A 12,084-nucleotide genomic window follows, 5' to 3' on the forward strand; every position below is an offset into this window, starting at 1 on the left:
GGATCACCCCGATACATCCAGTATCGGGGCGACCCTCCGCCTTGCGATCGCACGCACCGGACACCGCCGGGCCTGCCCTTCGGGCAGACGGCGCTACTTTCGACACACGCCCTAGGGGTGTCCGGGCCCGCCCTCGACCGAACGCCCTGTGACCAGGGTCACGTTCGGGAGCCGTGATGTTTGCGGTGCGGGATCCGCTTGATCATCCGGCGAACCTCGCTGCTTCAAGGGGGAAGGGTGGTCACCAGTGGATCGCGAAGACGGGCCGCCGTGCGCGGCGGACATGCGACGTCACGCGTCCGAGTTCGTCGGCCGCGTCACCGCGAAGGTGCGGCTGCCGCTGGACTACAGCGCGGCCAGCCTGCGGATCGTCGACCGGCTCATCGACGGCCTGCGCCGGGGCGGGACCGGGCGGGAGGACGTGGCCGGGCCGCTCCTCGGGCTCGGCGCGTACGTCGGTGAGGTGCTGGTGCGCGAGGCCGGAGCGGTCTGGGTGGACCTGCCGCCCGGCCACCTCCTGCGGTCCGTCTTCACGCACCCCGTCGGGGTGCGGATGCCGGACGGCCGGGTGTGGAACCCGCTGGGCCGGACCGTGAACCGTTTCGAGATCGGCGCCGTGGAGTCTTTGCAGACGTATTTCCTCACCCTGCACGGGCGCCGGACCGCCCGCCCGCGCAGGAGCGGGGTCCGGGTCTCCGACAGGCTGTCGACGAGCGCCGGCTGACGGTCTGACAGGATGTACGCCTTCCGGTGGGTGGCGTCGGCCGGAGTCGGCAGGTGTACGGGTTGTTACGGGTCGTGAAGAGGGTCGTGTGGGAGAGGGATCGGGGCATCGGCCCACCACGGCTCACGACGCGGTTCTCGGGGCTGCCGTCGAACGGGCGCGGAACGGCGACGAGGCGGCCTTCGCGGAGGCCTACCGGATCGTCCAGCCCGGGCTCCTGGGGTACCTGCGCGGGATCGTCGGGGAGGACGCCGAGGACGTGGCCTCCGAGGCGTGGCTGGAGATAGCGCGGGACCTCGGCCGGTTCCGCGGCGACGGCGCGGGATTCCGCGGCTGGACCGCGACCATCGCCCGCCACCGGGCACTGGACCATCTGCGGCGGATACGGTCACGGCCCCGACCCACCGGGCTCGAACAGGACGTGCTGGAGCTCCCCGCGGCCGGGGACGCGGCCGGCGAGGCCCTGGACGCCCTGTCGACGGAGCACGCGCTCGCGCTCATCGCGGGCCTGCCGCGGGACCAGGCCGAAGCGGTCCTGCTGCGCGTCGTCGTCGGCCTCGACGGACCGACCGCCGCCCGAGTACTGGGTAAGCGTCCCGGTGCGGTACGGTCCGCCGCACATAGGGGATTGAGGCGACTTGCGCGGCAACTGACGGGGAGAGGGAGGTGACGGATGTCTGACGACCGGAGGGACAGCGCGCTGGAGGAGTCGCTGCGGGCCGCGCTGGAGCGTACGCGCGGGGAGAGCGCGGCCGGGGAGCCCGGGAAGAGCACGGGCCGGGAGGCCGAGGAGCGCGCCCTCGTCGCCTTCCGTGCCGCCCGCGACGCGGGCCTCCACACCTCCCTGCCCACACGCCGCCGTGACGACTGGACGCCCCCCGCCGAGCGGCGCCACCCGAGGCGCTCCCTGAAGACCGCCGTGGCCGCGCTGCTCGCGAGCATGACGCTGGGCGGGGTGGCCGTCGCCACCGGAGCCCTGCCCGGACGCCTCCTGGAGACGCCCGCTCCGGCACCCGAGCCGACCTCCGGCAGCGCCGCGCCCCGGGCGACGCCCGCCGAGCCGGAGACCGGGACGGACCGGCCGGCTCCGCCGGACGTCGGCACGCCGCTCCGGCCCGTCCCGCCGGTCCGGCCGGACCGGTACCCTCCGCCGTCCCCCGCCGAGACCCGCGAGGGGCCGTGCCGCGCCTCGGGACCGGATCAGGAGGAGAAGAGGGAGAAGCAAGGAGAGAAGCAAGGAGAGAAGCAGGGGGAGAAGCAAGGAGAGAAGAAGAACAAGGCGGAGCAGGGCGAGGCCGGGAAGGACACGGCGGAGCAGGGCAACGGGGGCGAGGGCCGGGAGCCCGGCTGGGCCGCCCACTGCCGCCAGGAGCAGCTCCCGGAGCGGGCCGCGGGGCAGGACGGCGGATCGGGGAGCCGGGGCCGGAGCGACTCCGGGTTGTCCACAGGTTCCGATGGACAGGGCCGGGGTGTCGGCGGAGGCCGCTAGGCTTCACGAATGGTCCTTTCCGACGAATCCGCCCAGGTCTCCGACGCCGCACGGGTACTCCACCGTGTCTTCGGATACAGCTCCTTCCGCGGGGAGCAGCAGGAGATCATCGAGCAGGTCGTCGATGGCGGCGACGCGCTCGTACTGATGCCGACCGGCGGCGGCAAGTCGCTCTGCTACCAGATCCCCGCGCTGGTCAGAGACGGCACGGGCGTCGTGATCTCGCCGCTCATCGCCCTGATGCAGGACCAGGTGGACGCGCTCAGGGCCCTCGGCGTGCGGGCCGGATTCCTCAATTCCACGCAGGATCCGTACGAGCGGCAGGCCGTCGAGCAGGCCTTCATCGCCGACGAGCTGGACCTGCTCTATCTGGCTCCGGAGCGGCTGCGGACCGAGGGGACGCAGCGGCTGCTCGACCGGGGCAAGGTGTCGCTCTTCGCGATCGACGAGGCCCACTGCGTCGCCCAGTGGGGCCACGACTTCCGGCCCGACTACCTCGCGCTGTCCATGCTGCACGAGCGGTGGCCGAAGGTGCCGCGGATCGCGCTGACCGCGACGGCCACCGAGGCCACCCACGCCGAGATCGCGGCGCGACTGGGCCTGGAGGAGGCCCGGCACTTCGTCGCCGGCTTCGACCGGCCGAACATCCAGTACCGCATCGTCCCGAAGAACAACCCGCTCAAGCAGCTCCTCGAACTGATCCGGACGGAGCACGACGGGGACGCCGGAGTCGTCTACTGCCTCTCGCGGTCCTCCGTGGAGAAGACCGCGGCCTCCCTGGTGGAGCACGGGATCGACGCCGTGCCGTACCACGCGGGGATGGACGCCCGGGCGCGTGCCGCCAACCAGTCCCGCTTCCTTCGGGAGGACGGGGTCGTGGTGGTGGCGACGATCGCCTTCGGCATGGGCATCGACAAGCCGGACGTGCGCTTCGTCGCCCACCTCGACCTGCCGAAGTCGGTCGAGGGCTACTACCAGGAGACGGGCCGCGCCGGCCGCGACGGCGAGCCCGCCACGGCCTGGCTGGCGTACGGCCTGCAGGACGTGGTCCAGCAGCGCAAGCTCATCGACGGCTCCGAGGGCGACGAGGCGCACCGCCGGGCCCTGGGCATGCACCTGGACGCGATGCTCGCGCTCTGCGAGACGGTCGACTGCCGCCGGGTACGGCTCCTCGCCTACTTCGGGCAGTCGGGCCAGCCGTGCGGCAACTGCGACACCTGCCTGACCCCGGCCGAGTCCTGGGACGGGACGGTCGCCGCGCAGAAACTGCTGTCCACGGTGTGGCGGCTGGCCAAGGAGCGGCGCCAGAAGTTCGGCGCCGGCCAGATCATCGACATCCTGCAGGGCAAGAAGACGGCCAAGGTCATCCAGTTCGACCACGACGTGCTCTCGGTGTTCGGTGTGGGATCGGAGCTGAGTACCCCCGAGTGGCGGGGCGTCGTCCGCCAGCTGCTCGCGCAGGGACTGCTGACCGTGGAGGGCGACTACGGGACGCTCGTCCTGACGGAGGCCAGCGGCGAGGTGCTGGGCGGTCGCCGCAGCGTGCCGATGCGGAAGGAGAAGGCGGCCGCGAGCCCCTCCCGGAAGGAACCGGGGTCGCGCTCGGGCAAGAGCGCCCGCGTACCGGTCGACCTGCCGGCCGCCGCCGTGCCGGTCTTCGAGGCCCTCCGCGCCTGGCGGGCCGCGACGGCGCGCGAACAGGGCGTCCCGGCGTACGTCGTCTTCCACGACGCGACGCTCCGGGAGATCGCGACGGTGCTCCCCACCACGGTCGCGGAGCTGGCCACGGTCGGCGGGGTCGGCGAGGCCAAGCTCACCAAGTACGCCGAGGGCGTCCTCGGCGCCCTGGCGGAGTGCGACACCCCCGACCCCGGCCCCACGGCGTCGGCCACGCCGGCTCCGGGCACGCCGGCTCCGGCCACGTCGGCTCCGGCCCGTCCGGCTTCCGCCGCTCCCGCGGCGAAGGCCGGCAGCCGGACGTCCTACGAGGACGAGCCGCCCTTCGACCTGGACGAGCCGCCCGCCGACATGGACGAGTTCGACCCGCCGTGGGACGAGTGACGGGCCGTCCGGCGGACCTACTACGCTGCGGGAGCGATCTCCACCACCCTGATCGCGGCTGCCGACATCGGAGGACTGGTATGACGGGGAACGGGCGAAGGCCGCTGCGCGGAGCCGTCGCGACGGTGCTCGTCGGCGTCCTGGGCGTCGGAGCCGCCGCCTGCGGCGGTGACACCGGAGACTCGGCCGGCGGAGCCGCGCGGCCGGTCGGACTCACCGCCGCGCTCAAGGCCGCGCCCGAGGCGGACGCGGGCGCACCCCTCACCTACTGGGACGTGACGGCGGCCCGACGGCTGGTGAAGCAGGACAAGGCCCTGTACGGCGGCCTCCAGGGCTACGGCATCCCCGAGGTGACCCAGGCCGGGTACGAGAGCCGCCCCCTGAAGGAGACCCACGGCTTCGACGAGAACGACGTGGACACCGCGCTGCAGATCGGCTCCGACCGATGGCGGCTCACCGGCCGCTTCGACGTGAACGCCGTCACCGGCGGCATGAAGAAGCTGGGATTCACCGAGGGCACGACCGACGGCGGCGTGCTGCTCAAGGACCCGCAGGGCGGACAGGTCGCGGTCTCGGCGACCGTACGCTCCTTCTCCGCCTCGCCGGACGTGGCGCCGCCCCCGCTCGCCGCGCCCGCCGACTCCGTCGCGGACGACCCCGCCCACCAGGCCGTCGCCCGCTGCATCGGCGACGGCACCTACCTCGCGACCTTCTACGGCAAGGGCGGCGAGAACCGGACACCGGACGTCACGCTGTACGCGATCGGCGCCCACGCCGAGCCCGACGGCTCGTCACGCGAGCGGCTCTGCGCGCTGACCGTCTCCGCCGAAGGCGCCCGGCGCACGGCCGACAAGCTGAGGGCGACGACGACCGGCGGCGGCCGGTTCGCGGGCGCCACCGTCGACGCGGGCAGCGGCGCCACCCCCATGGTCACCATGGAGTGGGCCAACGGCCCGGACGCCCGCCCCGGCGACCAGAACCGCACCATGCAGCTCCCGAAGCTGTTCATGAGCGAGCGATGAGGGAGTGACGGCGGAGCGATGAGGACACTCGCGGAGGTCCACGACCTCGTGACGGAGGCCCACGCAGGGCAGGTCGACAAGATCGGGGTGCCCTACGTCGAGCACGTCCGCGCGGTCGCCGCGGGGCTCGAACCGTTCGGCGAGGAACTGGTGATGGCCGGTCTGCTGCACGATGTCATCGAGGACACCGCCTGGACGGCGGACCGGCTCCGGTCCGCCGGGATCCCGGACCGGGTCGTCGCCCTCGTCGAAGCCGTCACCAACCGGCCGGGCCAGTCCTACGAGGCGAAGCTCCGCTCCATCGCCGAGGACCCCGACGCCACCCTCGTGAAGATCGCCGACAACGCCCACAACAGCCGCCCGGACCGCGCCGCGGAACTCCCTCCCGCCCAGCGGGAGCGGTTCGCCGCCAAGTACCGCGGCGCGCGGGACGTCCTGTGGGCGGGAGTCGACCCCGAGCGGATCGCGACGATCCTGACGGTGGTCAACCCCGCCCTCCTGGCGGAACTGCGCTCCCGGACCACCCGCGCGGACTGACCGTCGGGCCTCCGGCCCACCGCGCGTGCGGGGTCACCCCCTGGGGGGCCTGCCGGAGATCCAGCCCGTCAGCTCGGTCGGCCGGTTGGTGATGATCCCGTCCACCCCGAGGCCGTCCAGGGCCTTCCAGCGGGCCGGGGTGTCGACCGTCCACACGTTCACGGCGACACCCGCCGCGTGCAGGTCGTGGACCAGCCGCGGACGGGTGGACAGCGCGGAGTCCGAGACGTTGTACGCCGCGAGGTCCAGCTCCTCCGCGAGGGCGACCGGGTCGGCGTCCAGGACGCCGCGCAGCAGACCCAGCGGCAGCTCGGGCGCCAGCTCGCGGACGTACCGCAGCGAGGGAATGTCGAAGCTCTGGACGAACACCCGGTCGGTCATGGACCGGTCCCGGATCTCCTGGACGATCCGGGCCACCTCGGCGTGGCTGTGCCGGCCCTTGATCTCCAGGAGCAGACTGCCACCGCGCTCCCGGAGGTCCGCCAGCTGCGCCGCCAGGGTCGGGACGCGGACGCCGGCGTAGGCAGGGGCGAACCAGGACCCCGCGTCCAGGGCGTTCAGCTGAGCGGAGGTCAGGGAGCGGATCGAGCCCGTGCCGTCGGTCGTCCGGTCGACGGTCGTGTCGTGCAGGATGTACGGCACGCCGTCCTTGCTGGGCTGGACGTCGTTCTCGATCCACCGGGCCCCGCCCCGCCGGGCCACCTCGTCCGAGACGAGGGTGTTCTCGGGAGCGGCGGACGAGGCGCCCCGGTGGGCGATCACGGTCAGCGGCTCCCCGGCCGACCGGACCCAGGGGCTCGTCGCGGCCGCGACGCCCTCCGCCGCCGGGCGGGGCGCCGACTGCGAGGGCGGGGCGGCGGCGACGAACGCGGTACCGACGGCGGCCACGCCGAACACCGCAGCGGCGAGGGTGGTGTTCCTGCGGCGCCGCGACCGGGGGACGGGCGGGTGAGCGTCTCTCATGACCGGACACATTACGGGGACACGCACGTTCGGGGACGGAGACCCGGCCGGGACGGAGACCCGGCGACGCGCTGCGCAAGCCCTTCGCCGAAACGCCCAGTCTGCGGCATGGTGTGAGGTATGCCCGCAGTCGTGCCATCGGGGGATCACGGCAGGGGCGCGAGGAGTCGGGGGACTCATGAGCATGAGTACGGACACGCATGCGGGCACGCACGCGGACACGCACGCGGGAACGGACACGGGCACGCACGCGGACACGCACACGGACACGGGCTCGGCCGGCGCGCGCCGAGCGGTCGGTGGCACGGCCGCCGGCAGGGGGACGGAGCGCGGTCGTGGGGTCCTGGAAGGGGCGTTCGCCCTGCTCGACGCCCTGCGCAGGAACGGTGACGAGGCCGGGGTGACCGAGCTGGCCCTCGCCTGCGGGGTCCCCAAGGGGAGCGTCCACCGCCTGCTCGACCAGCTCGTCGCCGTCGGCGCCGTCGAACGGACGGGCTCCCGCTACCGGGTCGGCCCGCAGCTGTACCGGCTCGGCCAGGCCTGGGAGCCGCACCCCGGCCTCCGCCCCGCCGCCCGGCTGCCGGTCCAGCGGCTCCGCGCGGCGACGGGCGCGAGCGTGGTCCTCGCGGTGATGCGCGAGGAGATGGCGCTCACGGTGAGCTGTGTCCCCGGCGAACTGGAGCCGCTGCTCCCCGTACGGGACGGCGTCGCGTTCCGGCTGGACACCGCCGCAGGGAAGGCGCTGCGCGGACCGCTCAGGGGCGGGGCGGTCCTCGACCGCGAGGACGTCATGGACGGAGTGTGCTGCGCCGCGCTGCCGGTCCGCTCTCCCGACGGCCGTACGGTCGCGGCGCTCGCCGCCATGGTCCCGGCGGGCCGCCGGCTCGACGCCCTCGCCCACGCCGTCGCCGACGCGGGGGCGGCGATCACCCGCGCGCTCGCCCGGGGCGGCCCGCGAAGACCGGTTCCGACGGCCGCCCTCGTCCCCTGAGCCGCTGCGAGCGGCGCTGTTCCGTCCAGCGGAACGCGCGTAGAACAGAGCGGGGACCGGCGGGCACAGTAGGTGTCGTGCCGAGGGGAACGGCACACCGGCCCCGCCGGAACGAGGCAGGCCGGAACACCGTCACGTGAGTGACCCGATGTGTGGGGGGACCACATGCGCAGGAACCGATTCGTCCGAGCGGCCGCCACCGCCCTTCTCGGACTCGGCAGCGTCGCCGCCTTCGCCGGCACCGCCCAGGCCGAGCCGATCGACTACGTGCGGATCGAGCTGGTCGAGCTGCACTGCCAGAAGAACAGCGAGGGCGACCACGACGAGGCGTACCTCAAGATCACCGACGCCAACGGCAACGCCGTCAAGGTCTGGCCCGGCAACGGCATCAAGTACCAGACCATGGGCACCGGTTACGTCCGATCCATGGCCGACGGCAACGGCAACGCGGCCCTCATCCTCGGCAAGGAGCAGGCCCGCACCCTGACGCTCTGGGACTACGACACGACCAGCGGCGACGACAAGCTCGGCGCCACGCTCGTCACCGGCAGCGAGGTCGGCGCCGAGACCCAGTGGCGCTCCGTGGAGGGCTCCGGCGGCATCTACGTCATCGGCTACCGGGTGGTCGACATCTGACCGTCGCCCACCACATGAGGGAAGGCCGTGCCGGTTCGTCCGGCACGGCCTTCCCCCGTATGCGGGTGTCAGTCGGCGTCGGGGGCGAGGAGTTCACCCGACCGCGCCACCCGCGCGTACCAGCGGGCGCTGGACTTCGGGGTGCGCTCCAGGGTGTCGTAGTCCACCCGGACCGCGCCGAACCGCTTCGCGTAGCCGTACGCCCACTCGAAGTTGTCGAGCAGCGACCAGAGGAAGTAGCCGCGCACGTCCACCCCGTCCGAGAGCGCCCGGTGCACGGCCTCCAGATGCGCGTGCACATAGGCGGCGCGCTCCGGGTCGTGCACCGAGCCGTCCTCGCCGACCTCGTCCTCGTACGCGGCGCCGTTCTCGCTGATGACCAGCGGGAGTTCGGGGTACGTGGCGGACACCCGGGTCAGCAGGTCGTACAGCGCGCTCGCGTCGACCGGCCAGCCCATCGCCGTCCGCTCGCCGGGCGCGCGGTGGAAGGCGACGGAGTCCGAGCCCGGCCACGGCGAGTGCTCGCTGTTGCCGTGCCCGTCGTCCTGCGGCTTCTCCGCCCCCTCCGGGACGTGCGACACCACCGTCGGCGTGTAGTAGTTGATGGCCAGGAGGTCCAGCGGCTGCTGCGCCGCGGCGGTGTCGCCGTCGCGGACGAAGGACCAGTCGGTGAGGCGCGCGGTGTCGGCGAGCAGGTCCTCGGGGTAGGCGCCCTCCAGCATCGGGCCCAGCCAGATCCGGTTGCCGACGGCGTCGATGCGGCGGGCCGCGTCCCGGTCCTCGGCCGAACCCGTCAGCGGGCGCACCTCGTGCAGATTGAGGGAGACCGCGATCTGCCGGTCCGCCGGCAGCGCCGAGCGCAGGGCCTGCACCGCGAGCCCGTGCCCGAGGTTGAGGTGGTGGGCGGCGCGCAGGGAGTCGACCGGGTCGGTGCGGCCCGGGGCGTGGACCCCGGAGCCGTATCCCAGGAAGGCGCTGCACCAGGGCTCGTTGAGCGTGGTCCACCGGGTGACCCGGTCGCCGAGGGCGCCCGCGACGATCCCCGCGTACTCGGCGAACCGTTCGGCGGTCGCCCGCTCCGGCCAGCCGCCCGCGTCCTCCAACTCCTGCGGCAGGTCCCAGTGGTAGAGCGTCAGGGCCGGTTCGATCCCGGCGGCGAGCAGCTCGTCGCAGAGCGCCCGGTAGAAGTCCAGGCCCTTCTGGACGGCGGGCCCCCGGCCGGTGGGCTGGACCCGGGACCAGGAGACCGAGAACCGGTAGGCGTTCAGGCCCAGTTCGGACATGATGCCGACGTCTTCGCGGAACCGGTGGTAGTGGTCGACGGCCACGTCACCGGTGTGGCCCTCGAAGACCTTGCCGGGGGTGTGCGAGAAGGTGTCCCAGATGGACGGCGTGCGACCGTCCTCCGCGGCCGCCCCTTCGATCTGGTACGCGGCGGTGGCGGCGCCCCAGAGGAAGTCGGGCGGGAACGAGCGGGTGGCGGTGAGCGGCCGGGTTTCGGACGCGGTCATAGGGGAGCGCTCCCAACGCGGTTACGGGGTAGGCACGTTCGGCACGTGCGGTACGGAGAGGAGTCCGGTACGGAAAGGGGTCCGGTACGGAGTGGAGTCCCGTACGGAGTGGAGTCCCGTACGGAGTGGAGTCCCGTACGGAAAGGGGGTCCGGTACGGAGAGGGCGCGGCCGGTCAGCTCTTGACGGCGCCGGCCGTGATGCCGCCCACGATGTGCTTGCCGAGGAAGGCGAAGACGAGCAGGAGCGGCACGGTGGATATCAGGGCGCCCGTCAGGACGACGGCGTGGTCCACTGTGTGGTTTCCCGCGCCCAGGCCGGCGAGGGCCACCTGGAGGGTGGGGTTGCCGTCCTGGGTGAGGGCGATGAACGGCCAGAAGAAGTCGTTCCACGCCTGCACGAAGACGAGCATGCCGAGCACGGCCATCGCGGGCCTCGCCACCGGGAAGACCACGTGCCAGATCACCCGGAGGCTGTGCGCCCCGTCCATGCGGGCCGCCTCCACGAGCTCGATGGGCAGGGCCTCGACGAGGAACTGGCGCATGAAGAACACGCCGAAGGCGGCGACGAGCGAGGGCAGCACGACCGACTGGAGCTGGTCGAACCAGCCGAGGTCGGTGATGATCTGGTAGAGCGGGATGACGCTCAGCTGCGGCGGGATCGTCATCGTGGCGACCACGAGCGAGAGCAGCATGCCGCGCCCCCGGAAGGGCAGCTTGGCGAAGGCGAAGCCGGCGAGCGTGGAGAAGACGACGGTGGACGCGGACACGAGGCCGGCGACGATCGTGGTGTTGATCAGCGCCTCGCCCATGTGGACCTGGTTCCAGGCGAAGCTGAGGTTGTCCAGGAGACGGGGGCCGGGCAGCAGCGGTGCCGGGGCCTGGACCACGCGCTCGCCGCTGTGGGAGGCGGCGACCAGGTTCCAGTACAGCGGGAAGAGCGAGACCACCGCGGCCACGGCCAGCAGGACGTAGGTCAGGGGTCCGGCGTGGTGCTGCCGGCCGGCCGACTGGCCGAAGCGAGGACCTGACCGGCGACCGGACCGACGTGTCTCCGGCTGATGCGGGACCTTGGCCTCGGCGGTCGTCGTGTCGAGAGTGCGGGCCATGAGGTCAGCCTCCCAGCTTCTTGCGGTTGTGACGGGAGACGAGCGCCTGGACGCCGCCGATGAGCAGGAGGAGCAGGAGCATGATCCAGGCGATGGCCGAGGCCTGGCCCAGCGCGTTGTTCACCCAGCCCTTCTCGTACATCAGCAGGCTCAGCGTCTGGAACTGGTTGCCGCTGCCGCCGCTGATGCCGACGCTGCCGCCGTAGAGCATCGGCTCGCCGAAGAGCTGGGTGGCGCCGATGGTGGAGACGACGACGGTGAAGAGGATCGTCGGCCGGATCGAGGGGATGGTGACGCTGATGAACTGGCGCCAGCGCGAGGCCCCGTCCAGCGAGGCGGCCTCGTACAGGTCCGCGGGCACGGCCTGCATGGCGGCGAGGTAGATCAGGGCGTTGTAGCCGGTCCAGCGCCAGGTGACGATCACGGAGATCGCGATCTGCGCCGGCCACTTGGACGACTCCCACTGGACCGGGCCGATGCCGACCCAGTCGAAGATGCTGTTGATCATCCCGTAGTCGGTGTTGAACAGCTGGGCGAAGACCAGCGTCGCCGCCGCGATCGACGTGGCGTACGGGGCGAGGATCGCGATGCGGAAGAAGCCGCGGCCGCGGAGCTTGTAGTTGAGCAGGTGCGCCAGGCCGAGGGCCATGAGCAGCTGGGGGACGGTCGCGATGACCCCGATGGTGAAGGTGTTGAAGAGCGCGTTCCAGAAGAACTCGCTGGTCGCGAGATCGGTGTAGTTCTCCAGGCCCTTCCACTGCGGGTCACCGCCGAGTTCGACCCGGTTGAGCGAGAGCCAGCCCGTGTAGATCAGCGGGAAGAGGCCGAAGGCGGCGAAGGTGAGGAAGAAGGGGGCGATGAAGACGTACGGGGTCGCCTTGATGTCCCAGCGGTAGAGCGTGCTGCGCCAGCCGCCGGAGGCGGAGCGGTGGCTCCGGGGGCCGGTGGAGGAGGGCGGTGCGGCGGGCGGCGGGGAGCCGTCGGACCTCGCCCGAACGGAGGTGGCCACGGGGGCGTCCTTCCAGGTCGATGCGTGCGGTGGT

12 protein-coding genes are annotated in these 12,084 nt (G+C 72.6%); 8 read left to right on the forward strand and 4 right to left on the reverse strand.

Annotated features, from left to right (window positions below):
- The first annotated feature begins 283 nt into the window (after positions 1-283).
- The 6 genes from OG361_RS33655 (at position 284) to OG361_RS33680 (ending at position 5,833) form a co-directional block, all read left to right on the forward strand.
- Positions 284-724, forward strand: coding sequence for a hypothetical protein (locus OG361_RS33655; RefSeq protein ID WP_405859574.1), 441 nt, complete (start codon positions 284-286; stop codon positions 722-724).
- Between the two features lie 88 nt (positions 725-812).
- Complete coding sequence (locus tag OG361_RS33660) at positions 813-1,394, forward strand: RNA polymerase sigma factor (protein ID WP_405859576.1); 582 nt, start codon at positions 813-815, stop codon at positions 1,392-1,394.
- A gap of 3 nt (positions 1,395-1,397) precedes the next feature.
- A complete protein-coding gene (locus tag OG361_RS33665; RefSeq protein WP_405859578.1) occupies positions 1,398-2,213 on the forward strand; it encodes a hypothetical protein in 816 nt (271 codons plus the stop codon).
- Between the two features lie 9 nt (positions 2,214-2,222).
- Positions 2,223-4,274, forward strand: a complete 2,052-nt coding sequence (recQ, locus tag OG361_RS33670; protein ID WP_405859580.1) for a DNA helicase RecQ — start codon at positions 2,223-2,225, stop codon at positions 4,272-4,274.
- Between the two features lie 80 nt (positions 4,275-4,354).
- Positions 4,355-5,296 (forward strand): hypothetical protein, encoded by a 942-nt coding sequence (locus OG361_RS33675; RefSeq protein WP_405859582.1) that lies wholly within the window; start codon positions 4,355-4,357, stop codon positions 5,294-5,296.
- Positions 5,297-5,314: 18 nt separating this feature from the next.
- Complete coding sequence (locus OG361_RS33680; RefSeq protein WP_405859584.1) at positions 5,315-5,833, forward strand: HD domain-containing protein; 519 nt, start codon at positions 5,315-5,317, stop codon at positions 5,831-5,833.
- A gap of 33 nt (positions 5,834-5,866) precedes the next feature.
- On the opposite strand, the gene OG361_RS33685 is transcribed toward OG361_RS33680, so the two are convergent.
- Positions 5,867-6,796 (reverse strand): glycerophosphodiester phosphodiesterase, encoded by a 930-nt coding sequence (locus tag OG361_RS33685; protein WP_405859586.1) that lies wholly within the window; start codon positions 6,794-6,796, stop codon positions 5,867-5,869.
- A gap of 178 nt (positions 6,797-6,974) precedes the next feature.
- On the opposite strand from OG361_RS33685, the gene OG361_RS33690 reads away from it, so the two are divergent.
- Both OG361_RS33690 and OG361_RS33695 read left to right on the forward strand, forming a co-directional pair.
- Positions 6,975-7,787, forward strand: coding sequence for an IclR family transcriptional regulator (locus tag OG361_RS33690; protein ID WP_405859588.1), 813 nt, complete (start codon positions 6,975-6,977; stop codon positions 7,785-7,787).
- Between the two features lie 165 nt (positions 7,788-7,952).
- Positions 7,953-8,423 (forward strand): hypothetical protein, encoded by a 471-nt coding sequence (locus OG361_RS33695; protein ID WP_405859590.1) that lies wholly within the window; start codon positions 7,953-7,955, stop codon positions 8,421-8,423.
- Positions 8,424-8,491: 68 nt separating this feature from the next.
- Here OG361_RS33695 and OG361_RS33700 read toward each other — a convergent pair whose 3' ends face one another.
- The 3 genes from OG361_RS33700 to OG361_RS33710 form a co-directional block, all read right to left on the reverse strand.
- Positions 8,492-9,934, reverse strand: coding sequence for a GH1 family beta-glucosidase (locus tag OG361_RS33700; protein ID WP_405859592.1), 1,443 nt, complete (start codon positions 9,932-9,934; stop codon positions 8,492-8,494).
- A 174-nt stretch (positions 9,935-10,108) separates the two neighbouring features.
- Positions 10,109-11,041, reverse strand: a complete 933-nt coding sequence (locus OG361_RS33705; protein ID WP_405859594.1) for a carbohydrate ABC transporter permease — start codon at positions 11,039-11,041, stop codon at positions 10,109-10,111.
- A gap of 4 nt (positions 11,042-11,045) precedes the next feature.
- The gene (locus tag OG361_RS33710; protein ID WP_405859596.1) at positions 11,046-12,050 is read right to left on the reverse strand and encodes a carbohydrate ABC transporter permease; all 1,005 of its coding nucleotides are present in this window, start codon (positions 12,048-12,050) and stop codon (positions 11,046-11,048) included.
- Between the last annotated feature and the right edge of the window lie 34 nt (positions 12,051-12,084).

It is taken from the genome of Streptomyces sp. NBC_00090 (assembly GCF_045160815.1).
GTDB lineage: Bacteria > Actinomycetota > Actinomycetes > Streptomycetales > Streptomycetaceae > Streptomyces.

Excerpts from the sequence above, each read along its gene's own strand:
- OG361_RS33665 (WP_405859578.1), top strand. The coding sequence starts at position 1,398 with ATGTCTGACGACCGGAGGGACAGCGCGCTGGAGGAGTCGCTGCGGGCC.
- OG361_RS33705 (WP_405859594.1), bottom strand. The coding sequence starts at position 11,041 with ATGGCCCGCACTCTCGACACGACGACCGCCGAGGCCAAGGTCCCGCAT.
- OG361_RS33655 (WP_405859574.1), top strand. The coding sequence starts at position 284 with ATGCGACGTCACGCGTCCGAGTTCGTCGGCCGCGTCACCGCGAAGGTG.
- recQ (WP_405859580.1), top strand. The coding sequence starts at position 2,223 with ATGGTCCTTTCCGACGAATCCGCCCAGGTCTCCGACGCCGCACGGGTA.
- OG361_RS33685 (WP_405859586.1), bottom strand. The coding sequence starts at position 6,796 with ATGAGAGACGCTCACCCGCCCGTCCCCCGGTCGCGGCGCCGCAGGAAC.
- OG361_RS33690 (WP_405859588.1), top strand. The coding sequence starts at position 6,975 with ATGAGCATGAGTACGGACACGCATGCGGGCACGCACGCGGACACGCAC.
- OG361_RS33680 (WP_405859584.1), top strand. The coding sequence starts at position 5,315 with ATGAGGACACTCGCGGAGGTCCACGACCTCGTGACGGAGGCCCACGCA.
- OG361_RS33695 (WP_405859590.1), top strand. The coding sequence starts at position 7,953 with ATGCGCAGGAACCGATTCGTCCGAGCGGCCGCCACCGCCCTTCTCGGA.
- OG361_RS33700 (WP_405859592.1), bottom strand. The coding sequence starts at position 9,934 with ATGACCGCGTCCGAAACCCGGCCGCTCACCGCCACCCGCTCGTTCCCG.
- OG361_RS33675 (WP_405859582.1), top strand. The coding sequence starts at position 4,355 with ATGACGGGGAACGGGCGAAGGCCGCTGCGCGGAGCCGTCGCGACGGTG.